Raw genomic sequence first — 26,795 nt, forward strand, 5'->3', positions numbered from 1 at the left:
GCCCAACTGCCGCCCCGCGCCAGCGGCAGGCCCGGATCGAGGGGCAGGCCGGCCAGCCACGGGCCCGCCGCCTCGGCCGCCAGGGCCGCCAGGCCGGCATCGGGATCGTCGGTCTCGGCCAGTTTCCGCAGGGACACGCCCTCGGCGGCGGCCAGCCGCGCTGCCACCGCCGCCAGGCCCTCCAGCTCCTGCCGTAACCCCAGTCCCACCAGCAGCAGTCCACCGCGGTACTGCGTTTCGGCCCCTGAAACCGACATGGTTGTTTGCACTGTCCGGGCCGGCTCGCTTCTACCATCGTGCTGCGAAGCAACACCGCCTGCGCCCTTGTCCACTTTCTCGACCGCTGAACGGGTGGAGCAGAGCGGCCAGCCGCCCCTCACCAGCCACGACCCTCGCCGGTTGCGGTTGTTCTGCGGCAACGCCAACCCTGACCTGGCCCGGGAAATCGGCGCCTATCTCGGAGTGCCCGACGGCCCGAGGGTGATCAAGCGTTTCGCCGATGGCGAGCTCTACATCCAGATCCAGGAGTCGATCCGTGGCTGCGACGTCTTCCTGATCCAGCCCACCTGCGCTCCGGTGAACGATCACCTCATGGAGCTGCTGATCATGGTGGATGCCTGCCGGCGGGCCTCGGCGCGCCAGATTACGGCCGTCATCCCTTACTACGGCTACGCCAGGGCCGACCGCAAGACGGCCGGACGGGAATCGATCACGGCCAAACTGGTGGCCAACCTGCTGGTCAAGTCCGGCGTCGAACGGGTGCTGGCCATGGACCTGCACTCCTCCCAGATCCAGGGCTACTTCGACATCCCCTGCGACCACATCTACGGCTCGCCGGTGCTGGTCGACTACCTCTCCACACGGGACCTGGGCGAAGTGGTGGTGGTCTCCCCCGACGTGGGCGGTGTGGCCCGGGCCCGTGCCTTCGCCAAGCAGATGAAGGACGCACCCCTGGCCATCATCGACAAGCGCCGCTCCGGCCACAACGTGGCCGAAAGCCTCACCGTGATCGGCGATGTGGTCGGCAAGACGGCGATCCTGATCGACGACATGATCGACACCGGCGGCACCATCTTCCAGGGCGCCCAGCTGCTGCGGGCCCGGGGGGCGGCCCGGGTGCTGGCCTGCGCCACCCACGCCGTGTTCTCCCCCCCCGCCGTTGAGCGCCTCTCCACCCCGGGCCTGTTCGAGGAGGTGGTGGTCACCAACAGCATCCCCCTGCCCCCCGACCTTCACTTTCCCCAGCTGCGGGTACTCTCGATCGCCAACATGCTGGGTGAAACGATCTGGCGCATCCACCAGGAGAGCTCGGTCAGCTCGATGTTCCGCTGAGCGGCACCGTCATGCCCGCCGCCCCACCGCCCGTCCAGCGGGTGCCGCTCAAGCGCTTCGCCCATCTCAAGCGCCACCTGCCGGTGCCGCTCACCGTGCTGGTCACGGCCCTGCTCGCCCTGACCGTGGGGGCGCCCGGTCCCGCCGCCGCCGAGGGACGCCTGCCGAAGGGGTTCGAGCGCCGCATCGGCGTCTGGCTCACCAACAGCCCCAGCCCCCTCTACTACGACGCCAAACGCATCGAGACCGCCGTGGCGCAGCTCGACGCCGCTGGCTTCAACACCCTCTACCCCAACGTCTGGAGCCGGGGCGCCACCTTCCACCGCAGCCGCTGGGCGCCGCTGGAGCCCGCCCTGGCCCGTTCCAACCCCGGCCTCGACCCGATCTGCCGCTTCACCAAGGCGGCCCATCGCCGCGGCATGCAGGTGATCCCCTGGTTCGAGTACGGCCTGATGGAGCCGGCCGATGCCGATGTGGTCCAGCGGAACCCGGAGTGGGTGCTGCGTCGCGCCGACGGCAGCGCGCTCTACGCCATGCACGGCGCCAACCTGAAAACCTCCCCGCTCAAGGACCTGCGGGTGTGGCTGAATCCGGCCCATCCGGGTGTGCGGGCCCGCTTCATCGGCCTGATCAGCGAGATCGTCCAGCGCTGCGGCGTGGACGGCATCCAGCTCGATGACCACTTCGCCTGGCCCGTGGAACTGGGCTACGACCCCTACACCCGCTCCCGCTATCTGGCGGACACCGGCCGGGAGCCGCCCACCAACTTCAACGACCGCTACTGGATGAAGTGGCGCCGCCAGCAGCTCACAGCCCTGCTGCGCGAACTGCGGGGCACCCTGCAGGAGGTGGGTGGTCCGCGGCGCACGGTGATCAGCCTCTCGCCCGGTCCCTTCCGCTTCGCCTACAACCACTGGCTGCAGGACTGGGAGCTCTGGGCCCTGGGCGAACTGGTCGACGACCTGATCGTGCAGAACTACGCCTATTCGGTGAAGGGCTTCGAGCGCGACCTCGACCAGCCGGCGCTGGTCAAGGCCCGTCGCTGGGGCATGCCGGTGGAGATCGGCATCCTGTCCGGCTTCGGCGGCCGCACCCCCGACATGGCCACCCTCGAGCAGAAGGTGCGCCTCTCCGCCGCCCGGGGCCACGGCGTGATCTTCTTCTACTGGGAGGGGCTCTGGGGCCAGCACGCCGGGCCGGAGGGGGCCGCCGTCCGGCAGGCCGCCTTCCGGCGCCTCAACAAAGAGGTGTTCGGCAACCGCTAGTCGTTCTCGGCAGCCGCGCCGAGGCACTGCCCCACCACCTCGCGGGTGTTGGTGGAGAGTTCGGCCGCCGCCAGCTGGTCGAGGGCCTCCCGCATCCGCTCCCGCCTCCCGGGGCCGTAGCTCTGCCAGCGGCTGAACACCTTGGCCAGGCGCGAGGCCGTGATCGGATTGCGCTGGTCCAGGGCGGCGATCTGGTCGGCCATGAAGCGGTAGCCGCTGCCATCGGCGGCATGGAACACCGATGGATTGCCCGCCAGCCCCCCCAGCACGGCCCGCACAGAATTGGGCGCCGCAGGATCGAAGCGGGGATGGTCGAGCAGCCGCTGCACCCGCTCAAGGCCATCGGCGAAGGGGGCTGAGGCCTCCAGGGCGAACCAGGAATCGAGGATCACCGGCTTCTGCTCCCAGCGGGCATAGAAGGCCTCCACCGCCTCCTGGCGCGCAGCGATCGGGTGATCCTGCAGCGCCCGCAGGCCCGCCCGGGCCAGGGTCATCGAGGGGCCGTCCACTGCCGAGCGGGCGGCGGCGATCACCGACGCGTCGCCGGCGGCCACCCGCCAGCTCCAGATCGAGGCCGTCAGCATCCGGTCGCCCACCCCCTCCGGCCAGGCCAGGGACCATTGGTTGCTGCAGCGCTGCAGGGCCCGCTGCAGCGGTTCGGCCAGGGCCTCCCCGAAGCGGCCGCGCAGGGCCTGCAGGGCGGCGAACAGGGCCGGGGGATCGGGCTGGGGGGCGGCATCCTCCAGTTCGGCCAGGCCCGGCAGGGCCAGCAGCAGGCTGCGGCTGGCCTCCGAGAGGGAGGGATCGGCCAGGATCCGTTCAAAGGCGGCGATCAGCGCCTCTTCCAGGCCCTCGTCCACCCGGCCGGCGGCCCGGCGCAGCACGGCCCGGCGCAGCAGCAGCTGGCCCGCGTCCCAGCGGGCGAAGGGGTCGCTGTCGGCCGCCAGCAGGCGCACCAGCTCGCTGCAGGGCCGCCCCAGTTCCACCTTCACCGGCGCCGAGAACTGACGCAGCAGGGAGAGGGCCGGCGGCGGTGCCTGGGCCGGCAGCCCCTCGAAGCGGAAGACCTGCTCCTCCTGATCGATCAGCAGCAGGCGCGTGCCCGCCCCCCAGCGCCGTGGCAGCAGCGGGGCGGCGCCGTGGTCGGGGTCTTCGGCCACCAGCTGCATCGGCAGGGGCTGGCCGGCCTGGCTCACCAGCCCCACCGCCAGCGGGATCACCAGGGGTTGCTTGTCGGGCTGACCGGGGGTGGCTGGGGTCGACTGGCGCACGAACAGCTCCAGGATCCCGGCCGCCTTGTGCCAGCGGCGCCGCAGCTTCAGCACGGGTGTGCCCGCCTGGTGATACCAACGCCGGAACTGGGCGAAATCGAAGGGCGGCAGGCGGCAGCTGCCCGCCACCGCGCCGGCCGCGTCCTGCATCGCCATCACGAAGTCCTCGCAGGTGGCGGCGGTGCCGTCGTGGCGCTTCACATAGAGCGCCATGCCCCGCTGGAAGGTCTCTTCCCCCAGCAGGGTGTGCAGCACCCGGATCACCTCCGATCCCTTTTCGTAGATCGTGGTGGTATAGAAATTATCGATCGCCTGGTACTGATCCGGTTGCACCGGATGGGCGGTCGGACCCGCATCTTCCCGGAACTGGGTGTTGCGCAGCATCGCCACGTTCTCGATCCTGTTGAGGGCATGGCCGTGCAGATCAGCCGAGAAGCACTGGTCGCGAAACACGGTGAGCCCCTCCTTCAGCGACAGCTGGAACCAGTCGCGGCAGGTGATGCGGTTGCCCGTCCAGTTGTGGAAGTACTCATGGGCGATCACACTTTCGATGCGCTCCAGCTCACCATCGGTGGCCGTGGCGGCATCGGCCAGCACCAGCTTGGAGTTGAAGATGTTGAGGCTCTTGTTCTCCATCGCGCCCATGTTGAAGTGGCGCACGGCAACGATGTTGTACTCGTCGAGGTCGTACTCCAGGCCGTAGACGCGCTCGTCCCATGCCATCGCCCGTTTCAGGGACGCCATGGCGTGGGCGGTGAAGGGGGCATCGCCCGGCTCCACATGCAGGCGCAGCTGCACCGTCCGGCCGCTGGCGGTGACGAAGCTGCCGCGAATCTCCTCCAGCCGGCCCGCCACCAGGGCGAACAGATAGGAGGGTTTGGGGAACGGGTCGTCCCAGACGGCGTAGTGACGGGCTTCCCCGTTGGGTCCGGGCGGCAGGTCGCCGCTCTCGAGGCTGTTTCCGTTCGAGAGCAGCACCGGGGCGGCCTGACGGTCGGCCTCGATCCGCACCCGGAAGCGGCTGAGCAGGTCGGGGCGATCGGGGTGGTAGGTGATGCGGCGGAACCCTTCCGCCTCGCACTGGGTGGTGACCATCCCCCCGCTCACGTAGAGCCCTTCGAGGCTGGTGTTGGCCCGCGGATCGAGCCACACCGTGCTGGTGATCACGAAGGGCCCCTGGGGCGGTTGCAGCACCAGCAGTCGATCCTCCTCCAGCCGGATGGCCTCGGGAGACAGGGGGACGCCATCGAGCTCCAGGGAGCGAAGCTCCAGATCCACGCCCCTCAACTCCAGCGGCGCGATGGTCCCCTGCGGCCCGTCGGCGCCAGGCCCGGGCAGGAACGCCAGTCGCGCCTCCACCAGGGCATGGTCGGCGAACAGGCGCACCGTCAGATCGGTGCGCTCGAGGAGATAGGGCGCCGGCCGGTAGTCGGCGAGGTGCACGACGGCCATCAGTGGCTCACTTGGGGGCTGGCTTGGCGGCGCCCTGCTGCTTGATGGCGTCCTGGACCTTCTTCATCACGTCGGCAGGCACTTCCTTGGGGCAGATTTCGGCGGCACCGAGCACGGCCGAGTTGATGGCGCCACGGCGCAGTTCCTCAATGGTGAGGGCCTTGGTGCCCACCTGTTGGATTTCCCCCTTGTGCTGGCCGAGGATCAGCTGGGCGATGGTTTCGCCGGCGATGCCCACCGATTTCTCGAAGTCGATGCCGGCGGCGCGGGAGATGCAGACGTTGACGGCGCCGATGCGGGTGTAGAGAGCCATCTCAGCGGCGGTGGCGGGTGCGGCATGGGCCGCCACGGGTGCCAGCAGCAACGGCATGGCCACCAGGGGGGCCACCAGCAGCGGCCGGGTGCGGCGAAGCAGGAGAGACAAAGGGGTAGGACGTCGTGAACCCCCATCGTGATGCATCACAGCAGTCGCCACAGCCGCCTCAGAGTCCGCTCCGCGAGGCGTCCCCGCCGCCGGGGCCCCGGCGCCGCCAGCGCTTAAGCGATCGGTTCTCCCGCGGGCTCCAGCCGGATTTCGTGGTGGAACTCCACCAGTTCGAGGCTGCCGTGGCGCCAGGTGTGGATCGAGCGGGAGCAGTAGTTGTCCTGATCCACCAGGCGGATCTGCTCGAGCACCTCCCGGTCGTCGTCGTGGGACTGGAACGCCATGGTGTGCTCATCGATCTGGCGGATCTGGCTGATGGTTGGGGCCCCCGCCAGGTCGCCGCTGCTGCGCCGCAGCTGGTGACCGCACAGCCTGGCCTCCATGGTGCCCTCCGGCCTGTAGTCGGGTTTGATCTGGAAGAACGGCTGATCCCCTTCCGGCCACCAGGTGAAGCGGTAGCCCTCATCCCCGTCCACCCTCTCGGCGTGGACCTCGATGCGCAGGTTCATGTCGACCCGCAGCACCACATCGTCCTCGGTGAAGAAGTAGGTGCGGCGCGACCGCCAGAGCCCCAGGTTGCGGGCGAACCAACGCCTCAGGCTGGTGTCGAGGCGGATGCGGCTCTGCACGGGAGCTCCCCTGGCAAGGTCCGGCTGGGTTGGCGTGGTCATGGCTGGCCCACCCCGGCACAGACGGACGATCCCTGAAGTCCTAGCGACGTTTATGGGAATGTGCCCAAAAGCCCATAAGGTTGGTGGCATTGCCGCCTGCCTGCCGTTGCCGGTCCTGGGGGAGCCAGAGTTCCCGATGTCAGCGGTGCCAGCCGCCACCGCCGAAGCCAGCGCCGCCGGCGCTGTGGCCCAGAAACCGCTGCAGCTCCTGCTGGTGGCGGCGCGTCATCACATGGCGTCGGCCGACCTGCGGGCCCTGCTCGGCTTCATGAATTCCGAGGAGTGCACCTACAAGGTGTCGCTGCAGGTGGCCGATCCGGCCGACCATCCCGAGCTGCTCGAACTGCACCGGCTGGTGGCCACACCGGCCCTGATCAAGCTCGACCCCCTGCCGAAGCAGGTCTTTGCCGGCAACACTCTGGCGGTGCAGCTGCGCACCTGGCTGCCCCGCTGGCAGCAGATGGAGGTGGTCACCAGCCTGGGGCTCAGCCTGAGGCCGCCGGAGATCGACGGCAGCCGCAGCCAGCGGGAGGTGCAGCTCGAGGACCAGCTGCTGGTGCTGCGGCAGGAGAACGAAACTCTGATCGAGCGGCTCGGTGTCCAGGAGCGGCTGCTGCGCATGGTGGCCCATGAGCTGCGCACCCCCCTCACCGCCGCCAAGCTGGCCCTGCAGAGCCACGCCCTGGGCCAGATCGACGAGAGCCGCTTCCGCGACGTGCTCAACCGCAGGCTCGACGACATCGAGGCCCTCTCCGGCGACCTGCTGGAGGTGGGCACCACCCGCTGGGAGGCCCTGTTCAATCCCCAGCGGCTCGACCTGAGTCAGGTGGCGGCCGAAGCCATCCTGGAGCTGGAGAAGCTCTGGGTGGGTCGGGGGCTGAGGCTGGTCACCGACATCCCCGCCGACCTGCCCGATGTCCATGCCGACCAGCGGCGCATGCGGCAGGTGATGCTCAACCTGCTGGAGAACGCCCTGAAATTCACCCCCGATGGCGGCAAGGTGAGCCTCAGCCTCATGCACCGCACCAGCCAGTGGGTGCAGGTGAGCATCTGTGACAGCGGCCCGGGCATTCCCCGCCAGGAGCAGCACCGCATCTTCCAGGACCGGGTGCGGCTGCCCCAGACCTCCGGCACCACCTCCGGCTTCGGCGTGGGCCTGTCCGTGTGCCGCCGGATCGCCGAAGTGCACGGGGGCCGTATCTGGGTGGTGTCCGAACCCGGTGAGGGCGCCTGCTTCAACGTCACGGTGCCGGTCTGGACCGGCCAAAGCTCCCCCGAGCCCGATCGCACCGCCGCCGCCTGGCCTGCCGCCAGCGACCTTTCTTGACGAAGGGTCCCTCCGGCCCGTAGCGTCCATCACATCAGACCGGCCGCAAGCCGGCTGTGGCCTCGCCCCCATCGTCTAGAGGCCTAGGACACCTCCCTTTCACGGAGGCGACAGGGGTTCGAATCCCCTTGGGGGTATCCATCGGTTCAGGGTCCGAGGCGGTCATGCCGCGGCCACAAGCTGGCTTCAGTCAGCGATGCCCTCTGGGGTGCAGCGTCAGCGTCAGCCCTGCTCGTAACGCCGCTGGGCTTCCCGCTGCACGCCGCGGAGATTGCTGGCCAGGTCCTCCTTGAGGCGCTGCTCGATCAGACCGATCGGCATGCCGGGTTTGCCCTGCACGGTGAGGTCGTACAGAAGCCAGGTGCTGGTGTCGTCGATGCCCACCTGCCAGAGGCCCTGGAAGCAGCGGAAATCGCCTTCCAGCATGCGGAAGGCGAGGCGGCCCTGCTCAGGGTCTTCATTGAGCTCCAGCTGCACGCGGGCACTGAAACGCAGACCGCAGAACTGCTGGGTGCCCACCTGCTCCAAGGCCACCTGGTTGCCGCGGCGCCAGAGCTGGCGGGAACTGGCCAGGTTGGGGATGAAACGGTCGAGATGGTCGTAGTCGGTGAGCACCGACCAGATCCAGTCCGGGGCGAGGTTGAGCCGCAGCTGCACGGCCAGACGGCGCGTGCCCTGGGGGAGCCGCTCCATCTCCTGCTGGATGGTGTCGAGGGCACAGCTGGCCTCTCTGGCGCCCATGGCCTCGGGGGACGGGAGGGTCACGGAGCTGGGAAACAACGCCAGAAGCTGTGCCAAGACGGATCGGAGCTCGCTCGGGGCTTGGGGGAGGGTGGCAGCGGTCGGCACCGGTCAAGGTGCGACGGAACACAAACTAGCCCTGGTTTCCGCTTTCCGGTCAAAGCGTCCGCTGCGAGGGGTGTGGGGCGAGTTCTCTATGATCGGCCCGATTTTCGGCACCGTTGCCCGCATGCGCGTTTCCACCGGCAAAGCCACCCAGTCCGACGGCCGCATGTTCACGGTTGTCGTCGAAGGTTTCGGCGTCGGTCTGCAGCGGCGGGCAGAACGTCGCCTCACCGTGCCGTTCAGCCAACTGCAGCGCCTGATGCAGACCATCGCCCTTCAGGGTGGTCGGATTCGGGCCATCAACGCCGAGGAGGTCCCTGCAGGGTCCGAACCCCAGGCCAGCGACGCCGCAGCCGAGGCCCCGGCCGCCACCCCCACCCCCGCCAGGAAAGCCCCCGTGAGCCACGCCGACGTTCCGGTCAACCTCTACAAGCCCAAGGACCCCTTCATCGGCACGGTCACCGGCAACTACAGCCTCCTGGTCGAGGGGGCCATCGGCCGTGTGAACCACATCACCTTCGACCTCTCGGAGGGCAACCTGCACTACGTCGAAGGCCAGAGCATCGGCATCATTCCCGATGGCGAGGACGCCAACGGCAAGCCCCACAAACTTCGTCTCTATTCGATCGCCAGCACCCGCCATGGCGACAACTGCGAGGGCGGCACGGTCTCCCTCTGCGTCCGCCAGCTCCAGTACGAGAAGGACGGCAGCACCATCAACGGCGTCTGCTCCAGTTTCCTCTGCGACATCGAACCCGGCGCCAAGGTGAAGATCACCGGGCCGGTGGGCAAGGAGATGCTCCTACCCCCTGATGAAGACGCCAACGTGATCATGCTGGCCACCGGCACGGGCATCGCCCCGATGCGGGCCTACCTGCGCCGCATGTTCGAGCCGACCGAGCGCGCCAAGAACCCCGAGTACCAGTTCCGCGGCAAGGCCTGGCTGATCATGGGCGTCCCCAAGACCCCCAACCTGCTCTACGAAGACGACTTCCAGCGCTATCTGGCCGAGTACCCGGAGAACTTCCGCTACACCAAGGCGATCAGCCGTGAGCAGCAGAACCCCGGCGGCGGCCGCATGTACATCCAGGACCGGGTCACTGAGCACGCCGATGAGATCTTCTCCCTGATCGAGGACCCCAAGACCCACGTGTACATGTGTGGTCTGCGCGGCATGGAGCCCGGCATCGACGAGGCCATGACCGCCGCCGCCGCCGCCAAGGATCTCAACTGGAGCGAACTGCGGCCCCAGCTCAAGAAGGCCGACCGCTGGCACGTCGAGACCTACTGACCCCAGCGGCAGCTCAGCCCCTTCCATCGCTCCCAAGGCCCGCCTCCGGCGGGCTTTTTCATGGGCGACGATCCGAGAATGCACACACCGGCGGGCTCCCCGCGGCGGCGATGCAGCGGGATGTCGGAGCAGCCGTTAAACCAGGGTGACCGGACGCTGCTTCCATGACCGCCATCCTCACCAATCCCCTGCGGGTGGGTCTGCGCCAGGAGCGGGTGATCTCGCCCCAGTGCATCGTCATCTTCGGGGCCAGTGGCGATCTCACCCACCGCAAGCTGATCCCGGCGCTGTTCGAGCTGTTCCGCCAGCGCCGGCTGCCCAGCGAGTTCGCGGTGCTCGGCTGCGCCCGTCGCCCCTGGAGCGACGAGGAGTTCCGCGACAAGATGGGCGCGGCGCTGTCCGATGAGATCGCCGCCCATCGCACCGCCTGGGACCAGTTCGCCCAGGGGCTCTTCTATGAGCCGGTGGATCTGCAGCAGCCCGACCACCTGGTGCGCCTTGGCCAGCGGCTCGAAGGCATCGACCGGTTGCGGGCCACCCGCGGTAACCGCACCTTCTATCTCTCGGTGTCGCCTGAGTTCTATGGCAGCGGCTGCCGTGCCCTGGCCGGGGCCGGCCTGCTGGCCGATCCGGAACGCAGCCGGGTGGTGATCGAGAAGCCCTTCGGCCGTGACTACGCCAGCGCCCAGGCCCTCAACAAGGTGGTCCAGGCCTGCGCCAAGGAAAGCCAGGTGTTCCGCATCGACCATTACCTGGGCAAGGAGACGGTCCAGAACATCCTGGTTCTGCGCTTCGCCAACACGATCTTCGAGCCGATCTGGAACCGCAACTACATCTCCAGCGTCCAGATCACGGCCGCCGAAACCGTCGGGGTGGAGGAACGGGCCGGTTACTACGAATCCTCCGGCGCCCTGCGGGACATGGTGCAGAACCACCTCACCCAGATCCTGGCCCTCACGGCCATGGAGGCCCCCGGCCGCTTCGATCCGGAGGCGATCCGCAACGAGAAGGCCAAGGTGCTGCAGTCGGCCCGCCTGGCCAACGAGGAGGAGGCCTGGAAGTGCTGCGTGCGGGGCCAGTACGCCGCCGGCGGCACCCTGCTCCAGCCGTTGCCCGGCTACCGCCAGGAGCCGGGGGTGAACGCCAACAGCACCACCGAGACCTACGTGGCCATGAAGGTGGCCATCAACAACTGGCGCTGGCAGGGCGTTCCCTTCTATCTGCGCACCGGCAAGCGGTTGCCGAAGCGCCTCAGCGAGGTGGTGCTCACCTTCCGGGAGGCCCCGGTGCACCTCTTCGACGCCGCCGGTGGCGCCCCCACCCCCAACCAGCTGATCCTGCGCATCCAGCCCGACGAGGGCGCCGAGTTCAAGTTCGAGGTGAAGGCCCCCGGATCGGGGATGCGCAGCCGGCCCGTCGACATGGCCTTCAGCTACGACGAATCCTTCGGTGAACCCTCCGATGAGGGCTACGTCCGGCTGCTGGCCGACGCCATGCTCGGCGATCCCACCCTGTTCACCCGCAGCGATGAGGTGGAGGCGGCCTGGCGGCTCTACACGCCGCTGCTGGCCCTGATCGAGGAATCCCCCTGGCAGCTGCCGGTCCACCCCTACGAAGCCCGCACCTGGGGGCCGGCCGCCGCCGATGGCCTCCTGGCCGATGACGGCCTGATCTGGCGCCGCCCCTGAGGCACGGGTCAGCCCCCCCACCACCCTCCAGCTCCGCCGACCAGCGATCTCCGCCCCCTCCCGCGTCCCAATGGCTCCCCAGCTCACCCTCCAGGCCCCCCTTGATCTGCCGCCCGAGGAGGTCCATCCCTACCTCCAGCGCCTCTGGACCCATGACCTGGAGGGGTCCATTGGGGCTGCCACCTTCACCCTGGTGGTCTGGGAACCCTCCTGGCTGGAGCAGCAGATGGTGCGCATCGGCCGGGTCGACGGGCCGATCACCGGCCTGCTGCGCCAGGAGCTTCTCGAGGCGGCCCGCCTGGCCCTGCCGGACACCGACCTGCCCCTCAGCACGGCGCCCATGGATCCCCGGCTGGCCTGGGCCATCGGCCAGAAGGATGGTGACCACAAGAGCCAGGACCTGCGCGGCCAGTTCGTGGAAAGCGCCATCAGCGCCCACATGCCGCGGCGGTTGATCACCCTGGCCCCCACCCTCGACCCCGGCCATCCCCTCGAGACCCTGGTGGCTGCCTACTGCCCGCTGCCGGAGGATGGTGGCGCTGGCGCCGCCTGCGGGGATGTGGTGGTGCTGCGCGGCGGCATGGGAGCCCTGCAGCAGAGCCTCGACCTGTTCCAGACCCTGGTGGACGAAAGCCTGCCCTGCTGGGTGTGGTGGAACAGCAGCCTGGATGAACCCTCCGAAATGCTGGAGGCGCTGGCACCGGTCCCCCGGCGTCTGGTGATCGACAGTTCCCTCGGGGAACCGCGCCGCTGCCTCGATCTGATGCTGGCCCGGATCAGCGCCGGTCAGGCTGTCAACGATCTCAACTGGCTGCGGCTGCGCACCTGGCGCGAGTCCCTGGCGATGGTGTTCGATCCCCCCTCCCGTCGGGACGCCCTCGGCCATGTGGTGCAGCTCGACATCGACGTGGAGGGGGACCACCCGGTGAAGGGGTTGCTGCTGGCCGCCTGGATCGCCGACCGCCTGGGCTGGCACCTGGTGAGCAGCTATGCGATGGAGGTGGACGGACCGGGCCAGGGCATCACGGCGGAATTCGAACGCACCGACGGGGTGGGGGTCCAGTTCACCCTGATGCCGGTGCCCATGGGCGTACCCAAGACCCATCCCGGCGCCATCGTCGGGATGCGACTGATCTGTGAACCCCAGCAGCGACCACCTCTGTGCGTGATTCTCTGTTCGGAATCGGGAGGCTGCATGCGGCTGGAATCCGGCGGCATGGCCAGCATCGATCTCGCGGAGGGGGTGGTTCCCCTGCCCGAGGAGAGCGAGGAGATGGAAATGGCCCGCCTGCTCTCCGGCGGCCACGACTCCACCGCTCCGCTGCTGGCGGCGGCCGTGCCGATGGCGGCCAGCCTTCTGCCAGCCTGAAGCGCCCCCCTTCCCCGGCTAAGCCACTCACCGCATGAGTTGCCTGATCGCCGCCCCCTGCAGCGGCAGCGGCAAGACCCTGCTCAGCCTCACCCTGGCGGCCGTGGCGCGGGCGCGGGGGGAGACCATCCAGCCCTTCAAGGTGGGGCCCGACTACCTCGATCCCCAGTTGCTGGGGGCGGTGGCGGGGCGCCCCTGCCGCAACCTTGACCCCCTGCTCTGCGGCGAGGAGTGGGTGCGGCGTTGCTACCGCTGGCATGGTGGCCGGGCCGGGCGCGTGCTGGTGGAGGGGGTCATGGGCCTGTTCGATGGCCGTGGCTCCGGCAGTGAGGGCAGTTCCGCCGCCGTGGCCGATCTGCTGGGACTGCCGGTGGTGCTGGTGGTGGAGGCGTCGCGCCAGGCCGGCAGCCTGGCGGCCCTGGTGCGCGGTTTCCGCGACCACGGCCCGCCCCGGGTGGCCCTGGCCGGGGTGGTGCTCAACCGGGTCGGCAGCGATCGGCACCTCCTCCTGCTGGCCGAAGCCCTTGAGGCCATTGAGGTTCCCCTGCTGGGGGTGCTGCCCAGCCATCCCAGCCTGGAACTGCCCTCCCGCCACCTGGGCCTGCTCACCCCGGGGGAGCTGGGCGACCTGGGCGAGCGCCAGCGGATCTGGGCCCGGCTGGCCGAGGAGCACCTTGATCTGGGCCGGCTCTGGCCCCTGCTGGCCCCTCCGGCCCCGGCTCCGGATCGGCTGGATCCGATTCGCTGGTGCCTGGAGCAGGCCCCGCCGGAGCCGGCCACCTCCACCGTCCCCTCCACAGCCACCTCCGCAGCGGCCCCCGGCCCCCTGCCCGTGGCGATCGCCAGCGACGCCGCCTTCCACTTCCGTTATCCCGAAGCCCAGGAGCTGCTCTCAGCCTGCGGCCTGCGGCCGGTGCCCTGGAGTCCCCTGGCCGACGAGGCCCTTCCCCCGGATTGCCGGGCGGTGCTGCTGCCCGGGGGCTACCCGGAACTGCATGCCGCCCAGCTGGCGGCCAGCCGGCGCAGCCTGGGATCCCTTGCCGCCGTCGCCCGCGCCGGTCTGCCGATCGTGGCCGAATGCGGCGGCTTGCTGCTGCTGGGCCGGGAGCTGGAGGATGGGGACGGTCGTCGCCATCCCATGGCTGGCCTGCTCCCCTTCAGCGCCCGCCGGGGTGGCCTCAGCCTCGGCTACCGCCAGGCCCTGCCGGCCGCCGATGGGCTGCTGGTGCGCCGCGGTGAAGGCCTCTGCGGCCATGAGTTCCACCGCTGGCAGCTCGTGCCCCAACCGGCCCTGGGCGATGCGTTGGCAGAGGGGGAGGGCCTGTGGCAACTTGATGGCTGGGGAACACCAGCAAGGATCGAAGGATGGACCACCCCGACCGTTCACGCCAGCTGGCTGCACCTCCACTGGGCTGGATGCCCGGCGATTCCCTTGAGACTGGCGAGAGCCGCCGCCAGCGCCGTGCCGCTGCCGAGGAACGCCGTTTCGTGCAGCCCTCTCTCCGGGTGAGTGCCACCCCCCATGAACGCTGGCGCATGAACGTGCGAGGGCTGGTGCAGGGGGTGGGGTACCGGGTGAGCTGCCGCCAGAAGGCCATCGACCTCGGACTCAGCGGCTGGGTGCGCAACCGCCCTGACGGTTCGGTGGAACTGGAGGCCGAAGGGCTTCCCGATCGGCTGGTGGAGCTGCGGCTCTGGTGTGAAAAGGGGCCCCAGGGCTCCCAGGTGAGCGGCGTCACCAGCGCCCAGGTGGCCGTAGCGGGCACCGACTGGTTTGAGATCCGCGCCTGAATGCGCGGGGAGCCCATACCCGGTCCCCGCTCAAAGCTCCGCGTCGAGATCGGCCAGCATCCGCCGCATCGCATAGGTCTCCTCCTGCAGGGGATCCAGCACCCCCAGCTGCCGCCGCCAGTCGGCCAGGGGGCGCTCCCAGCCCTCCTCCCAGCGCTGCACGCAGAAGGGGGCGCTGGCCAGTCCCATGGCCGTGCCCCGGGCGATCGCCTGGCTCACCAGGCCGTAGCGCTCGGGCTGGAAACGGAAGCTGCCGAAGGCTGCCGCGGTGTTGAGGATGACGAAGGCGGGGAACCCGATCTGCACGGCCGTGATCGCCAGCACTCCGTTCTCCCCTTCGCCGACGGTGGCGAAGCCGCTCACCACGTGGTGGATGTCATGGGTGGTGGCGAGGCGCTGGATCAGCCACTGCTCCGGCGTTGCCACCGGCCGGGGCCGGGCGAAGTCCGGGTCGTAGCCGAGCCGCAGCAGCACCGCGGCGACGCTGTGGCCCAGGCTGCCCCGTGGCAGTTGCGCCAGGGAGTCCAGATCCAGCTGCAGCGGCGCTGGGGCCAGGGCCAGCAGCTCCGGGCCACCGGGCAGGGCCAGAAAGCGCTCGAGACAAAGGGCCATCTGCTGGCTGCCGGCGAAGTTGTCCACCAGATCGGCCACGCTGGTCAGGGATCCGCCGCTGCGGCCGATGTCCCCCAGCAGCCGCAGGGTGCGAAGCGAGCGCAGGGCTTCCTGGAGACGGGCCATCGGGACGGGGATGCAACCAACACCCCACTCTGGCGCGGCCCCCAAACCCCCACTGCGCCCTGGCACCGACAGCACGGCACCGGACAATGGGGCATCGACGATCCCAACGATGCCGACCACCAGCCTCTGGCGTGAACTGTTCGGATTCGGCCTGGCGATCAGCTTCAGCCCGTTGCACATCGGCCTGCTGCTGCTGATCCTGGTGGGTCCCAGTCCGCTGCGCCGGGGGAGCTGGTTCGTTCTGGGGTGGCTGCTCACCTCCGCGGCGGCGATCGGTTTGCTGCTGAGCGTGGGCCATGGGCTGCTGCTCACCATGGAACAGGGCACCGATCAGCGCACCGGCCTCGACCTGCTGGGGGCGGGGGGGCTGCTGGCCCTGGGCCTCAAGGGTCTGCTGGGCAGCCGCGAGGAGGCTGGCCCCCCCGGCTGGACCCGCCGACTGGATGGCTTCTGCGCCCTGCCCCTGCCGCTGCTGCTGGGCCTCAGCGCCGCTGTGCAGGTGTCGAGCCCGGATGATCTGTTCCTGTACGCCAAGACCGCCGCCAGCCTGCTGGAGGCTGGGTTGAGCCGCCCCCGGGAGGTGCTCACCACGGGGGTGTTCAGCCTCTTCACCGGCATCCTGCTGCTGTTGCCCCTGGCGGGGCTGGCGCTGGTGGGCCAGGAACGCCTGTTGCCCGTGCTGCAGGCGGGCAAGGGCTGGCTGTTTGCCAACGCCGAGCTGATCGTGGCGGCCATCTGCTTCGGCCTGGCCGCCTACCTCGGCTGGCAGGGGATCGAGGGGCTGCGGGCCGGCTGAGCTCAGGGGCCGGCCGGGGGGTCCTCAGCGTCGAGGATCCGGCCGAGATACTTGGGATCGTGAAGGGTGCCGTGCCGGGAGACGCGCAACACCCGCTCCCGTGGCAGTCCCGGCATCGACGGCCGTGAGCGCAGCCTCAGCCAGCGCCGCACCAGCACGATCACCCCCACCAGGACCGCAGCGACGAGCAAGGCTCCCACCTCGCTGGTCAGCTCCCCGCCGCCCCCGGATGCACTGGCCACCCCTGGACGTTCCGCGTCCTTACCCACCGCTGGGGCGGTGCCGAGCAGAGCCACCGGATTCGTCGGGGACGGTGTCAGGCCGAGGAGAGGATTCAGGGTGCGATCCAGACAGGAACCTATGGATGGAGGGTAGGCGCTGTGCTCGGGTGGGTCCAGCTCATGGGGCCGATGTGATGCTGTCGGCCTCCCGCAACCAGCGTCCCCAGTGCTCCCGCTCGGCGTCATCCCCGGCCCCGGCCATCAGCGTCACCGCCTGGCTGGCCCGGCTCACCGCCACGTACACCAGCCGCTGCCGCAGCAGCAGGTCCCGGGGCCAGAAGACGTCCTCGTCGATGAAGACCTCGCCGAAGGTGCTGCCCTGGCTGCGGTGGACGGTGAGCACGGCCGCCGGCCCCAGGGAGGCGAAGGCGTCACGCACCAGGAAGTAGCGGCGCCAGAAGGGTTTGCCATCTTTTTTGCCCGCCTCGCGGGCCTGCTGCCGCAGCCCCTCCATCACCCCGTCCAGGCTGGCCCGGGGACCGCTGCCCAGGGGCGGCAGCAGCCGCAGGTTCAGCTGGGCTTCCCCCGCCTCCACGGTGGCGGTGAGGGTGTCGATCACGGGGGCGCCTAAGGAGGCCTCCACGCCGAACTCGGCCAGATCGCAGCGTTCGGGTCGCACGTCGCGCACCACCAGTTCCCGGTTGCTGCCAAGGAGCAGGTCGGGCTCCTCGGCGGCGGCGTCCCCTTCGCGGCAGGCCGGCGCCATCACGGCCGTGCGGGTGATCAGCACTTCGCCGGGGAGCACGGGCAGCTGGTCGGCCATGGCGCCGTGCAAGGCGCGGCGGGCGATCGGCACCAGCCGCTCCAGGGAACGGTTGGTGTAGCAGAGGATCCGGGCCAGGTCGGGATCGTCGGCGGCGGCGCTCCGGCGCAGGCCCTCCTGGGCGGCCGCCAGCCAGTCGCCGCGTTCCAGCAGCGACACCCGACCCGTGGCGGTGCGCACCGGCGCCAGCACGGGCGGCCTGCGGCAAGGGAGGTTCCCCTGCCGCAGGCCGCCGGCCAGCCGCAGCACCGGTCCCTGGTGGCGAACCACGTGGGTCAGGGCCACCCGCTGGGCCCGGCCCAGGGCGAACACCGGACTCTGCTCCTCGCCCACCGGCGGCAACTGGGCCGGATCCCCCACGAACACCAGACGGGTGCGGTAGGCCTGGGCGCAGCGGAGGGTGATCTCCAGCAGGCTGCCATCCACCATGGAGGCCTCGTCGACCAGGACCAGGCCCAGGTTCTCGAGCGCCAGGGCGGTCTGCGCCGTTTCCTCGCAGCGTTCCCGATCTCCCTCCCGCTTCAGCTTCAACCGCAGCAGCCGGTGGATGGTGGAGGGATACCAGGTGGGTTGCAGGCCCGCCAGGGCGAGGTGGTGGCGCAGCACGCCCACCGCCTTGTGGGTGGGGGCGACCACGGTCCAGCAGAGGCCGGCCCGCTCCGCCTGGGCCAGGAAGCGCATCGACAGGAACGTCTTGCCGGTGCCGGCATAGCCCTCCAGCACGAACGGCACGCCGTCGGCCGGGGCCGACAGCCAGGCGGCGAAGGCGGTCGCGGCGTTCTGCTGGTCGTCGCTCAGGCCGGAGAGATCGCTCACCCCAGCGGCAACCAGCCGGCGCCCTGGGCGATCTGCCAGGGCGAACCCAGCAGGGCCAGCCCCGGCAGGGCCACCAGGGGGCCCATCACGCTGCCAACCAGCACCTCGGTGCGGGTGTGGCCCAGGTTCTCCTTGAGGGGACGGAGCACGGGCTCGCTGCTGCTGCCACCTTCCTCAGCCTGCGTGTCCCAGAGGCCATCGGGGAGGCCGTTCACCCGCTGGGCCATCAGCCCGGCGGCGCGCCGGACGCCGCTGGCGTCGTAGAGGACGACAAAGCAGAGCACGGCCGCCAGGGCAAACAGGGGATCGGCAAAGCCCAGTTCCCACCCAAGGCCCGCGGCCGTGCCCGTCATCAGGGCGGAATGGCTCGACGGCATGCCTCCGGTCTCGACCAGCACCGCCGGCCGCCAGCGGCGATGCACCACCAGTTCGATCACCAGCTTGGAGAGCTGGGCCACGCCGCAGGCGGCCAGACCCCAGGCGAGCACACCGTTGGCCAGGAGTTCACCCAGGGCATCGAGCGCGCCGACGGCTTCGCTCATCGGTCGCGACTGGTGATGTAGTCAGCCAGGGCCAGCAGGGGTGCGGCCTGGGCGCTCCAGGGGGCCAGTACCGCCTTGGCCTCGCTCACCAGGGAGTCGGCCCGGCGGCGGGATTCCTCCAGGCCCAGCAATTTTGGATAGGTGGTCTTGTCGGCGGCCAGGTCCTTGCCGGCCGTCTTGCCCAGCACGTCGCTGCTGGCGGTGACGTCAAGGATGTCGTCGATGATCTGGAAGGCCAGGCCGATGCCGCGGGCGTAGGTGCGCAGGGCCGCCAGCAGCTCCTCTGAGGCCCCGGCGATCAGGGCGCCGGAGATCACGCAGGCCCGCAGCAGGGCGCCGGTCTTGTGCAGGTGGATGTATTCGAGGGTGTCGAGATCCACCTGCCGGGCCTCGCACTCCAGGTCCACCACCTGGCCGCCCACCAGGCCTGGGGCACCGGAGGCCAGGGCCAGCTCGCCGACCACCTGCAGCAGCCGCTCGGGCGGCACCCCGGGGCTGCGCAAGGCCACCATCTCGAAGGCACGGGTCAGCAGGGCATCGCCGGCCAGGATCGCCTTGGCCTCGCCATAGACCTTGTGGTTGGTCGGCCGGCCGCGGCGCAGGTCGTCGTTGTCCATGGCGGGCAGGTCGTCATGGATGAGCGACATCGTATGGATCATCTCCATCGCCACCGCCGTGGGCATGGCCAGATCGGCGTCACCACCGGCCAGCTCACAGGCCGCCAGGGTGAGGATCGGCCGCAGGCGCTTGCCGCCGGCCAGCAGCGAGTAGCGCATCGCCTCCCGCAGCGACTCCGGGCGCTCCGGGCCCAGGGAGCTGTCCAGGGCGGCCTCCACCCGCCAGCGGGCCGCCTCCAGGTAGGCGGTGAAGTCGAATGCCGTGCTCACCGCCGAGGTCATGGGGTCCTGAGGGTTGGGGCGGATTCTCTCAGGCCGATGGTGGCAGCGGCCGGATCCTCGCAACAGTTGCTGGATCCGCGCAACAGTTTGGAATTGGTGCAGCGGATTCGGGGCAGAAGCGGAATTGCTCCGGAAAGCCTCACTAGGTTTTCTTATTGACCTCGGCCAGTTCTCCTCATGAGACGCCTCAGGAGTGACGGCAGCGCCGGCGATGTCATTCGGCGCCCGTGATTGCCACCTCGCCTCCCGGCCAAGAGGCCTCGGTTCTCGTGGCCAGCGTCCTGGCCGTGGTGGGCCTGATCGCCCTCTGGATGGCCAGCGTGCAGGTGGTGGTGCGCCGGCGGACCGCGGAGCTGCAGCGGGTTCAGATGGACCTCAACACCACCATCAACTCGATTCCCGATCCCCTGGTCGAGCTCTCTGCTGACGGCGAGATCCTGGCGATCCACAGTGCCGAACGGGGGCTGTTCCACCTGCCCCAACAGTCCGATGGACTGAGTCGTCTGGAAGATGTGCTCTCCCCCGCGGCCGCCACCATGATGAAGGCAGCACTGGCGAAGGCGGAAGCTTCGACTGACGGCAGTAGGCCCCCTTGTCAACAGATCGAGGTGGCCAAGCCCGGGGGCGTCGACTGGTTCGAGCTCTCGATCGCTCGACGGGAACACAAGAACGGCGACGGCCCCCACTACCTGATGCTCTGCCGGGACATCACCGAGCGCAAACATCACGAAGCCGGGATTCTGCGCCTGAATCGGCTCTACGCCACCTTGAGTGCCGCTAACAAAGTGGTGGCCAGTGGTCGGGACTCTGAGGAGATGCTGGGGCAGATCTGCCGCCTGGCGGTCACCTCGGGGGAGATGCGACTGGCCTGGGTGGGGATGATCGAACCGCTCAGCCTCCGCATCAGGCCGGTGGCCTGGTTCGGCAACGACAGCGCCTATCTGGATGGATTGGAGATCAACCTCGATCCGGAAGACCCGAAGGGGCAGGGCCCCTTCGCGATCGCCCTGCGGGAGAACCACCCCTGCTGGATCAGAGATTTCATGACGGAGGCCTCGTGCGTGCCCTGGCACGAGCAGGCACTCCCCTACGGCTGGGGGGCCGCCGCCTTCCTGCCCCTGCACCGCGACGGCGTCGTGATCGGTGGTCTGGGGATCTATGCCAATGAAATCGATCGATTCGATGTCAAGAGCCAGCAGTTGCTGCTCGACATGGTCGGTGACATCGACGTCGCCCTCGATCGGCTCAGCCTCGAGGCTGCCCACGGGGCGCTCGAGGACGCGGTCAAGGACAGCGAGGAGAAGTTCCGTGAGATCACCGAGTCCACCCACGAAGTGATCTGGTCATTGGATCCCGAGACGCTTCGCTACCTCTATGTGAGCCCCTCCGTGCGGCGGCTGCAGGGCTACACGGCCGAGGAGGTGATGGCCAGGCCGTTCGGTGAGGCCTTCGGTGGGCAGGCCGCCGAGCGGCTGAAAGGGCAGATCAGCCAAGAGCTGGCCCAGTTCAGCGCCGGATTGCGCAGCAGCGACATCGTCTCGATCGACGAGAGCGAACTCCTGAGCAAGGACGGCTCGACGGTCTGGACCGAATCGGTCTCCAAGATGGTGCGCAACAAACGCACCGGCCGGGTGGAGCTCCACGGGGTGACCCGTGACATCACCGAGCGCAAGTTCGCCAAGGAGCAGATCGAGCGGCTGGCCTTTTTTGACCCCCTCACGGGCCTGGCCAACCGCACCCTGCTGCAGGATCGGATCCGCAACGGCCTTGAGGTGGCCAGGCGTTCCAACCTGCCCCTGGCCCTGCTGGTCCTCGATCTCGACAACTTCAAGCACGTCAACGACAACCTGGGCCATGCCATCGGCGACCGGGTGCTCCTTGAGATGGCCAAGCGCCTGAAGGCCAACATGGCGGACGCCGACACCCTGGCCCACACCAGTGGCGACGAATTCGTGGTGGTGCTGCCCGATTCGGACAACACGGCCACCCTGGCGAAAACGGATCGGTTGCGGAAATCGATTGCCATGGCCTTCAGCCTCGGCGCCGAGCCCCTCTACCTCACCGCTTCGGTGGGCATTGCCATCTTCCCCGACGATGGCACCACAGCGGAGCAGCTGATGTGCAACGCGAACATGGCACTCCATCAGGTCAAGATCGCCGGCCGCAACGGCCTCCAGTTCTTCACGCCCAACGTTCAGGAAAGGAGCATCCGCGCCCTGCGGCTCACCAACGCCCTGCACCAGGCCATCCAGCGTGGCGAACTCAGCGTGGAATACCAACCCCAATTCGAGCTCAGCAGCAACCGCATCTTCGGGGCCGAAGCCCTGGTCCGCTGGACCCATCCCAATCTGGGTCCGGTATCGCCGGCCGAATTCATTCCCCTGGCCGAAGTGTGTGGCCTGATCTTGCCGATCAGCCAGTGGGTGATGTGCGTCGCCCTCCAGGACGCCAGCGCCTGGACGGAGCTTGGATCGACACCGTTGACCGTCTCCGTCAACATCTCCGCGGTGCAGTTCGACCATGGCGATCTTGTCAGCATGGTGATCGAAGAGCTTCACGCTGAAGGGTTCCCGCCCGAGCGATTGGAGTTGGAGCTCACCGAGTCGGTGACGCTCGCGGATCCGGAGAAGGCTCTGGCCCAGATGGAGAAGCTCTATGCCCATGGCATCCGACTGGCCATCGATGACTTCGGCACCGGCTATTCCTCCTTGAGCTATCTGAAGAAGATCCATTCCCATCGGCTCAAGATCGACCAATCCTTCATCCGCGAGCTGGTGACCAGCGAAGATGATCGCGCCATCGTGGTGACGATCATCAACCTGGCCCGCTCGATGGGCATGCGCACGATCGCCGAAGGGGTGGAAACCCCCGAGCAGCTGGCCCTGCTCCGCGCCCTGGGCTGCGATGAGGTTCAGGGTTACCTGCTGAGCAGGCCCCTGCCCCAGGCGGCCTTCCTGGAGTTCCTCAAGACCCCCGTCCCCTTCACCCTCCCTGTAGAGGCCTCAGGGGAGCAGATCAGCTAGGGGATGGTCCAGCCCGTGGCGATCACACCAGGCCACCACGGTGTTCACCAGCAGCATGGCCACGGTCATCGGCCCCACCCCACCTGGTACCGGCGTGATCGCCGCCGCCAGGGGCTCCACCGTCTCGTAATCCACATCGCCGCAGAGTTTCCCGTCCAGCCGGTGGATGCCCACATCCACCACCACCGCCCCTGGCTTGATGTGGACCGCACCGATCAGATGGGGGCGGCCGGCCGCCGCCACCAGCAGATCGGCCTGCCGGGTCACCTCGGCCAGGTGATGGGTGCGGGAATGGGCCACGGTGACGGTGGCATCGGCGGCCTGGAGCATCAGGGCCATCGGCTTGCCCACCAGGATGCTGCGGCCGACCACCACCGCCTGGGCACCGGCGATCGGCACGTCGGCGCTGCGCAGCAGGGCCATCACCCCGGCCGGCGTGCAGCTGCGCGGGCCCCGCTCCCCCTTCAGCAGGCGACCCAGATTGAGGGTGTGCAGGCCATCGGCATCCTTGTCCGGGTCGATCGCTGCCAGCAGCGGTTCTTCAGCCAGACCCTGCGGCAGCGGCAGCTGCAGCAGGATGCCGTCGACCGTCGGGTCGGCATTGAGGCGCCGGATCTGGGCCAGCACCGCCTCGGCTGGGGTGTCCGCCGCCAGATGGCCGCCATGGCTGCTGATGCCCACCCGGCTGCAGGCCTTTTCCTTGTTGGCGACGTAGACGCCGCTGGCCGGATCGTCACCCACCCGCAGCACCGCCAGTCCGGGAGCCCGACCTGCCACCGCCAGGCCTTCGGCGATCACGGCGCTGAGGCGCCGTTCGATCTCCGCTGCCAGTCTTCGGCCGTCGAGAAGGGTGGCCATCAGAAGAAAGCGTTGCCTGACCCAGCATGCACCGACAACTCCCTGATGGAGCGATCTCGTGTATTGGCTAGCGTGGGGACATGAGATTGGGGCTGCGGCGGATCAGGGGACTCTGGCGCCAGCTGCTGCGGCTCGAGCGTCCCCGCCAGGCCCTGGTGGCCTGGCGGAGCGGAGGCGCGCTGCTTGTGCTGCTGCTCTGCCTTCTGGTGGCCCTGCTCTCCAGCTGGCCCTGGCTGGTGGAGCCGAGCCTTCGTCCCGGCATGGCGGCCCCCTTCACCGTCCGCGCACCCGCCGATGCGACGGTGATCGACAGCACCGACCTGGAGCAGCGCCGCAACCAGATGCTGCCCCGCAGCCAGGTCCAGGTGGTCGATCCCCAGGCCAGCGAGGCCATGGTGCAGCGGCTGGAGCAGCGGTTGCAGAAGGTGCGCGAGAAGGTGGCCGATGACCAGCCCCGCCCCGATTCCCTCAACCTCACCGAAGACGAGCGCCGCTGGCTCACGGGGCTGACACCCCCCCGGCTGGTGGCCTGGAAGGTGTCCCTGCGCCAGGCCCAACAGCGCATGCTCAGCCAGGGGGTCGTGGCGAGCCTTTCGGAGGGCCAGCTGCTGCAGGCCGCGGTGCTTCAGCTCGACAACCTTCCACCGCCCGCCCGCAGCCTGGGCAGCCGTCTGCTGGCCAGCAGCCTGCAGGGTCGTACCAATCTGCGCAGCGACAGCTTCCTCAGCCAGCGCCGGATCGAGGACCTGCTCACCCGTCAGGGGCTGCCGACGATCCGGGTCAGCAGGAACGACCTGATCACCCGTCAGGGGGAGGCGATCAGCCCCCAGTCGTTTGATGTGCTGGAGCACTTCGACCTGGTCAACCATCGCCCCCGCCCCCTGGCCTGGCTGGTCCGCTTCAGTGAGGCCCTTGCCGCCTGCGGCGTGATGCTGCTGGTGATGCGCCGTTGGCGGGCCAGCCTGGAGCCCCGCCAGGCCCTGCTGGCGCTGGCGATGTTGGTACTGGTGCAGGGATGCAAGCTCTGGCTGGGCAACCAGGTGAGCCCCCTGGCCTTGCTGGTCCCCCCCACCCTGCTCCTGTCCCAGGGCCTGGGCACGGCCGCCGGCCTCGCCTGGCTGGCCGTTGCCGCCATGCTCTGGCCGGTGCCGGTGCAGGGCCTGCTGGTGCCCCAGCTGGGGGTGGCGGCCCTGGTGGCGGCCATCTCGGCCGTGCTCGCCGGTCGTCAGCGCAATCGGGCCCAGCTGCTGCAACTGGCCCTGTTGCTTCCCGTCGGCGCCGTGCTGCTCCAGTGGCTGTTGATCCAGGTGTTCAACCTCCGCGACCTGGAGGCTTCCCAGGGACCGTTCAGCGGCAGCGACCTCCTCCAGGAGGCCCTGCTGATGGCCGGACTGCTGATGGCGGGCCTGCTGCTGGCGCCCTTGGTGGAGAGCTTTTTCGGCCTGCTCACCCGGGCCCGGCTGATGGAACTGGCCGATCTGGAACGCCCCCTGCTGCGGCGGTTATCGATGGAGGCGCCGGGCACCTTCGAGCACACCCTGATGATCTGTGGCCTGGCTGAGGAGGGGGCCCGTGCCATCCAGGCCGATGTGGATCTGATCCGCACGGGGGCCCTCTATCACGACGTCGGCAAGTTGCATGGCCCCCACTGGTTCATCGAGAACCAGGAGAACGACGCCAATCCCCACGACGAACTCGACGATCCCTTCGCCAGCGCCGCGATCCTCCAGGCCCATGTCGACGAGGGGCTCAAATTGGCCCGTCGGTACCGGCTTCCACGCCCCCTGGCGGATTTCATCCCCGAGCACCAGGGCCGGCTCAAGATGGGGTACTTCCTGCATCAGGCCAAGGAGCGCGATCCTTCTGTCAGGGAAGAGCAGTTCCGCTATCGCGGACCCGCCCCCCGCAGCCGGGAGACGGCGATCCTGATGATGGCCGATGGTTGTGAGGCGGCCCTGCGATCCCTGCCGCCGGGCACCACGGAGGCCGAGGCCCAGGCGATGGTGCGACGCCTCGTCGAAGCCCGGCAGAACGATGGCCAGCTCGACGGCAGTGGCATTTCGCGCGCGGAGCTGGAGTTGGTGATCCGGGCCTTCGTGCGGGTCTGGCGGCGCATGCGCCACCGGCGCATTCCCTATCCCATCTCCCCCCGCAAGGCCTTCAGCGCCTGAGGCGCCCGTGGCCCAGCCAGCGGCCGAGCCAACGCCCCAGCACCAGACCCACGCTCACCGCCACCAGACCCCCCAACAAGCTGATCAGCACCACCGCCAGGGCTTCATCGGGGCGCCCGCGGCGCAGGGCCAGGCTGATCTGCAGCATCCAGCTGCTGAAGGTGGTGAGCGATCCGCAGAAGCCGATGCCCCCCAGCAGCATCAGCCGCGGCCGGGGGGCTGGTTGGGCCGCGATCACGCCGATCAGGAACGTGCCGAGCATGTTGGCCACCAGATCGGACTCGATCAGGCCGGCGTGGCCTCCCACCAGCCCCTTGCCCAGGTCCTCCAGGCGCCAGCGCAGCAGGGCACCGGGCACCGCCCCGGCGGCCACCAGCAACAGGTCCCGCACTTCGCGGCGCAGGGCTGGAGGGCCTTCGGTCGGGGACGGTGCCATGGCGTGCCTAGGAGCTGCCCAGGGCCAGGCCGGCGCCCACGGCCAGCAGCCCACCCAGCACCGAGCCGCCACAGAGGAGGAGAGCCTCCCGGCGCTGCTGCCGCTGCAGGGTTTCGTGCAGTTCGGCGATCCAGGTGGAGAAGGTGCTGAAGCTGCCCAGGAATCCCGTGCCCAGGAGCAACAGGGTGCGGCCCGCCGCCAACCCGCAGCTGGTCTGCAGACTCACCAGCAGGCCGAGGGCGAAACAGGCGATCAGATTCACACCGAAGGTGCCCCAGTGCTTGCGGGGCAGCATCGGCTCGAAATGGTTGACGACCCGGAAGCGCAACCAGGCCCCCGGTACCGCTCCGATGGCGACGAACAGGGCCTCGTTGCTGAAGGCTGCCGCCATCTCAGCCCTTCCCCCGGGGACCACGGCCCCAGGGTTCTCGCCCCTCCAGCAGCGCCCGTAGCTTGCGTTCCAGCACCACCGTCGCCGGCACCAGGGTGACCAGGTTGGCGATGATCACTGGGCCATCGGCCTTGAGCAGTCCGTAGGCGGCCCAGGCCAGGATCCCCAGGGTGAACAGGCCATACATCCGCAGGGAAATGGCGCTGGTGTCGCCACTGCGCACGGTCTTCACGGCCTGCGGGAACAGGCTGAGGGTGGTCAACGAGGCAGCCCCATAACCGAGGGCACTCACCGCGAAGGACTCCATTGGCGCTGGCGTCTGTTGGGAGCAGCATGACGATATTCCGCCCATTC

Annotated in this window: 25 protein-coding genes and 1 tRNA gene; 12 read left to right on the plus strand and 14 right to left on the minus strand. The window is 69.2% G+C overall.

Features of this window, described 5'->3' with window-relative positions; translation table 11 throughout:
• The coding region (locus tag KQ305_RS09175) for a hypothetical protein (protein ID WP_259725112.1) at window positions 1-257 on the minus strand (257 nt) is incomplete at its 3' end.
• Window positions 258-324: 67 nt separating this feature from the next.
• Between KQ305_RS09175 and KQ305_RS09180 the strand changes: the two genes are divergently transcribed.
• Together KQ305_RS09180 and KQ305_RS09185 are read left to right on the plus strand one after the other, a co-directional pair.
• Entirely contained in the window at window positions 325-1,332 is a 1,008-nt protein-coding gene (locus tag KQ305_RS09180) for a ribose-phosphate pyrophosphokinase (RefSeq protein WP_190609237.1), read from the plus strand.
• 11 nt (window positions 1,333-1,343) lie between these two features.
• Window positions 1,344-2,597, plus strand: a complete 1,254-nt coding sequence (locus KQ305_RS09185) for a glycoside hydrolase family 10 protein (RefSeq protein ID WP_259725113.1) — start codon at window positions 1,344-1,346, stop codon at window positions 2,595-2,597.
• Here the strand turns inward: KQ305_RS09185 and pepN are convergent.
• The 3 genes from pepN to KQ305_RS09200 form a co-directional block, all read right to left on the minus strand.
• Window positions 2,594-5,320: an aminopeptidase N gene (gene pepN / locus KQ305_RS09190; protein ID WP_259725114.1), complete on the minus strand. Its 2,727-nt coding sequence runs from the start codon at window positions 5,318-5,320 to the stop codon at window positions 2,594-2,596. The two genes, KQ305_RS09185 and pepN, sit on opposite strands and share 4 nt — an antisense overlap.
• Before the next feature lie 7 nt (window positions 5,321-5,327).
• The gene (locus tag KQ305_RS09195; RefSeq protein WP_259725115.1) at window positions 5,328-5,744 is read right to left on the minus strand and encodes a cAMP phosphodiesterase; all 417 of its coding nucleotides are present in this window, start codon (window positions 5,742-5,744) and stop codon (window positions 5,328-5,330) included.
• A gap of 113 nt (window positions 5,745-5,857) precedes the next feature.
• Window positions 5,858-6,415, minus strand: coding sequence for a hypothetical protein (locus KQ305_RS09200; RefSeq protein ID WP_259725116.1), 558 nt, complete (start codon window positions 6,413-6,415; stop codon window positions 5,858-5,860).
• Between the two features lie 136 nt (window positions 6,416-6,551).
• Between KQ305_RS09200 and KQ305_RS09205 the strand changes: the two genes are divergently transcribed.
• Both KQ305_RS09205 and KQ305_RS09210 read left to right on the plus strand, forming a co-directional pair.
• A complete protein-coding gene (locus KQ305_RS09205; RefSeq protein WP_259725117.1) occupies window positions 6,552-7,742 on the plus strand; it encodes a histidine kinase in 1,191 nt (396 codons plus the stop codon).
• A 64-nt stretch (window positions 7,743-7,806) separates the two neighbouring features.
• Window positions 7,807-7,879 (plus strand) — tRNA-Glu (locus KQ305_RS09210).
• Window positions 7,880-7,964: 85 nt separating this feature from the next.
• Here the strand turns inward: KQ305_RS09210 and KQ305_RS09215 are convergent.
• Window positions 7,965-8,483, minus strand: coding sequence for an SRPBCC family protein (locus KQ305_RS09215; protein ID WP_259725199.1), 519 nt, complete (start codon window positions 8,481-8,483; stop codon window positions 7,965-7,967).
• Window positions 8,484-8,712: 229 nt separating this feature from the next.
• On the opposite strand from KQ305_RS09215, the gene petH reads away from it, so the two are divergent.
• From petH to KQ305_RS09240, 5 genes are all read left to right on the plus strand, one after another.
• Window positions 8,713-9,879, plus strand: a complete 1,167-nt coding sequence (gene petH, locus KQ305_RS09220; protein ID WP_259725118.1) for a ferredoxin--NADP reductase — start codon at window positions 8,713-8,715, stop codon at window positions 9,877-9,879.
• A 164-nt stretch (window positions 9,880-10,043) separates the two neighbouring features.
• Entirely contained in the window at window positions 10,044-11,567 is a 1,524-nt protein-coding gene (gene zwf, locus KQ305_RS09225; RefSeq protein ID WP_259725119.1) for a glucose-6-phosphate dehydrogenase, read from the plus strand.
• Between the two features lie 70 nt (window positions 11,568-11,637).
• The gene (locus tag KQ305_RS09230; RefSeq protein ID WP_259725120.1) at window positions 11,638-12,936 is read left to right on the plus strand and encodes a glucose-6-phosphate dehydrogenase assembly protein OpcA; all 1,299 of its coding nucleotides are present in this window, start codon (window positions 11,638-11,640) and stop codon (window positions 12,934-12,936) included.
• A gap of 34 nt (window positions 12,937-12,970) precedes the next feature.
• Entirely contained in the window at window positions 12,971-14,446 is a 1,476-nt protein-coding gene (locus KQ305_RS09235; RefSeq protein WP_259725121.1) for a cobyrinate a,c-diamide synthase, read from the plus strand.
• Window positions 14,443-14,727 (plus strand): acylphosphatase, encoded by a 285-nt coding sequence (locus KQ305_RS09240; RefSeq protein ID WP_259725122.1) that lies wholly within the window; start codon window positions 14,443-14,445, stop codon window positions 14,725-14,727. The genes KQ305_RS09235 and KQ305_RS09240 overlap by 4 nt, the downstream gene beginning before the upstream one ends.
• Before the next feature lie 30 nt (window positions 14,728-14,757).
• On the opposite strand, the gene KQ305_RS09245 is transcribed toward KQ305_RS09240, so the two are convergent.
• On the minus strand, window positions 14,758-15,465 hold the full coding sequence (locus KQ305_RS09245; RefSeq protein ID WP_259725123.1) for a Coq4 family protein: 708 nt from the start codon (window positions 15,463-15,465) through the stop codon (window positions 14,758-14,760).
• Window positions 15,466-15,574: 109 nt separating this feature from the next.
• On the opposite strand from KQ305_RS09245, the gene KQ305_RS09250 reads away from it, so the two are divergent.
• Entirely contained in the window at window positions 15,575-16,261 is a 687-nt protein-coding gene (locus tag KQ305_RS09250; RefSeq protein WP_259725124.1) for a GAP family protein, read from the plus strand.
• Window positions 16,262-16,263: 2 nt separating this feature from the next.
• Here the strand turns inward: KQ305_RS09250 and KQ305_RS09255 are convergent, their stop codons facing one another.
• From KQ305_RS09255 to crtE, 4 genes are all read right to left on the minus strand, one after another.
• Window positions 16,264-16,557: a hypothetical protein gene (locus tag KQ305_RS09255; protein ID WP_259725125.1), complete on the minus strand. Its 294-nt coding sequence runs from the start codon at window positions 16,555-16,557 to the stop codon at window positions 16,264-16,266.
• Between the two features lie 103 nt (window positions 16,558-16,660).
• A complete protein-coding gene (locus tag KQ305_RS09260) occupies window positions 16,661-18,121 on the minus strand; it encodes an ATP-dependent RecD-like DNA helicase (RefSeq protein ID WP_259725126.1) in 1,461 nt (486 codons plus the stop codon).
• Window positions 18,118-18,663 (minus strand): divergent PAP2 family protein, encoded by a 546-nt coding sequence (locus KQ305_RS09265; RefSeq protein ID WP_259725127.1) that lies wholly within the window; start codon window positions 18,661-18,663, stop codon window positions 18,118-18,120. The genes KQ305_RS09260 and KQ305_RS09265 overlap by 4 nt, the downstream gene beginning before the upstream one ends.
• A complete protein-coding gene (gene crtE, locus KQ305_RS09270) occupies window positions 18,660-19,562 on the minus strand; it encodes a geranylgeranyl diphosphate synthase CrtE (RefSeq protein WP_259725128.1) in 903 nt (300 codons plus the stop codon). Before crtE ends, KQ305_RS09265 begins: the two co-directional genes overlap by 4 nt.
• A 227-nt stretch (window positions 19,563-19,789) precedes the next feature.
• On the opposite strand from crtE, the gene KQ305_RS09275 reads away from it, so the two are divergent.
• On the plus strand, window positions 19,790-22,585 hold the full coding sequence (locus KQ305_RS09275) for an EAL domain-containing protein (protein WP_259725129.1): 2,796 nt from the start codon (window positions 19,790-19,792) through the stop codon (window positions 22,583-22,585).
• Here the strand turns inward: KQ305_RS09275 and folD are convergent.
• Window positions 22,565-23,443, minus strand: a complete 879-nt coding sequence (gene folD / locus KQ305_RS09280; protein WP_259725130.1) for a bifunctional methylenetetrahydrofolate dehydrogenase/methenyltetrahydrofolate cyclohydrolase FolD — start codon at window positions 23,441-23,443, stop codon at window positions 22,565-22,567. The genes KQ305_RS09275 and folD overlap by 21 nt on opposite strands.
• A gap of 80 nt (window positions 23,444-23,523) precedes the next feature.
• Here folD and KQ305_RS09285 point away from each other — a divergent pair, with 80 nt between their 5' ends.
• Window positions 23,524-25,614, plus strand: coding sequence for an HDIG domain-containing metalloprotein (locus KQ305_RS09285; protein ID WP_259725131.1), 2,091 nt, complete (start codon window positions 23,524-23,526; stop codon window positions 25,612-25,614).
• Here KQ305_RS09285 and KQ305_RS09290 read toward each other — a convergent pair.
• Genes KQ305_RS09290 through KQ305_RS09300 form a run of 3 tightly spaced genes read right to left on the minus strand, consistent with a single transcriptional unit; the run spans window position 25,604 to window position 26,793 of the window.
• The gene (locus tag KQ305_RS09290; protein ID WP_259725132.1) at window positions 25,604-26,050 is read right to left on the minus strand and encodes a CrcB family protein; all 447 of its coding nucleotides are present in this window, start codon (window positions 26,048-26,050) and stop codon (window positions 25,604-25,606) included. The two genes, KQ305_RS09285 and KQ305_RS09290, sit on opposite strands and share 11 nt — an antisense overlap.
• A 7-nt stretch (window positions 26,051-26,057) precedes the next feature.
• Window positions 26,058-26,441, minus strand: coding sequence for a CrcB family protein (locus KQ305_RS09295; protein ID WP_259725133.1), 384 nt, complete (start codon window positions 26,439-26,441; stop codon window positions 26,058-26,060).
• A 1-nt stretch (window position 26,442) separates the two neighbouring features.
• Window positions 26,443-26,793, minus strand: coding sequence for a SemiSWEET transporter (locus KQ305_RS09300; RefSeq protein WP_311134337.1), 351 nt, complete (start codon window positions 26,791-26,793; stop codon window positions 26,443-26,445).
• Window positions 26,794-26,795: the final 2 nt, after the last annotated feature.

Origin of the sequence: Synechococcus sp. CS-1332 (assembly GCF_025127995.1) — a bacterium.
Classification (GTDB): domain Bacteria; phylum Cyanobacteriota; class Cyanobacteriia; order PCC-6307; family Cyanobiaceae; genus Cyanobium.

Excerpts from the sequence above, each read along its gene's own strand:
- KQ305_RS09290 (WP_259725132.1), bottom strand. The coding sequence starts at position 26,050 with ATGGCACCGTCCCCGACCGAAGGCCCTCCAGCCCTGCGCCGCGAAGTG.
- KQ305_RS09185 (WP_259725113.1), top strand. The coding sequence starts at position 1,344 with ATGCCCGCCGCCCCACCGCCCGTCCAGCGGGTGCCGCTCAAGCGCTTC.
- KQ305_RS09295 (WP_259725133.1), bottom strand. The coding sequence starts at position 26,441 with ATGGCGGCAGCCTTCAGCAACGAGGCCCTGTTCGTCGCCATCGGAGCG.
- KQ305_RS09245 (WP_259725123.1), bottom strand. The coding sequence starts at position 15,465 with ATGGCCCGTCTCCAGGAAGCCCTGCGCTCGCTTCGCACCCTGCGGCTG.
- zwf (WP_259725119.1), top strand. The coding sequence starts at position 10,044 with ATGACCGCCATCCTCACCAATCCCCTGCGGGTGGGTCTGCGCCAGGAG.
- KQ305_RS09285 (WP_259725131.1), top strand. The coding sequence starts at position 23,524 with ATGAGATTGGGGCTGCGGCGGATCAGGGGACTCTGGCGCCAGCTGCTG.
- KQ305_RS09230 (WP_259725120.1), top strand. The coding sequence starts at position 11,638 with ATGGCTCCCCAGCTCACCCTCCAGGCCCCCCTTGATCTGCCGCCCGAG.
- KQ305_RS09250 (WP_259725124.1), top strand. The coding sequence starts at position 15,575 with ATGCCGACCACCAGCCTCTGGCGTGAACTGTTCGGATTCGGCCTGGCG.
- KQ305_RS09235 (WP_259725121.1), top strand. The coding sequence starts at position 12,971 with ATGAGTTGCCTGATCGCCGCCCCCTGCAGCGGCAGCGGCAAGACCCTG.
- KQ305_RS09265 (WP_259725127.1), bottom strand. The coding sequence starts at position 18,663 with ATGAGCGAAGCCGTCGGCGCGCTCGATGCCCTGGGTGAACTCCTGGCC.
- crtE (WP_259725128.1), bottom strand. The coding sequence starts at position 19,562 with ATGACCTCGGCGGTGAGCACGGCATTCGACTTCACCGCCTACCTGGAG.
- KQ305_RS09300 (WP_311134337.1), bottom strand. The coding sequence starts at position 26,793 with ATGGGCGGAATATCGTCATGCTGCTCCCAACAGACGCCAGCGCCAATG.
- KQ305_RS09200 (WP_259725116.1), bottom strand. The coding sequence starts at position 6,415 with ATGACCACGCCAACCCAGCCGGACCTTGCCAGGGGAGCTCCCGTGCAG.
- folD (WP_259725130.1), bottom strand. The coding sequence starts at position 23,443 with ATGGCCACCCTTCTCGACGGCCGAAGACTGGCAGCGGAGATCGAACGG.
- KQ305_RS09215 (WP_259725199.1), bottom strand. The coding sequence starts at position 8,483 with ATGGGCGCCAGAGAGGCCAGCTGTGCCCTCGACACCATCCAGCAGGAG.
- petH (WP_259725118.1), top strand. The coding sequence starts at position 8,713 with ATGCGCGTTTCCACCGGCAAAGCCACCCAGTCCGACGGCCGCATGTTC.
- pepN (WP_259725114.1), bottom strand. The coding sequence starts at position 5,320 with ATGGCCGTCGTGCACCTCGCCGACTACCGGCCGGCGCCCTATCTCCTC.
- KQ305_RS09205 (WP_259725117.1), top strand. The coding sequence starts at position 6,552 with ATGTCAGCGGTGCCAGCCGCCACCGCCGAAGCCAGCGCCGCCGGCGCT.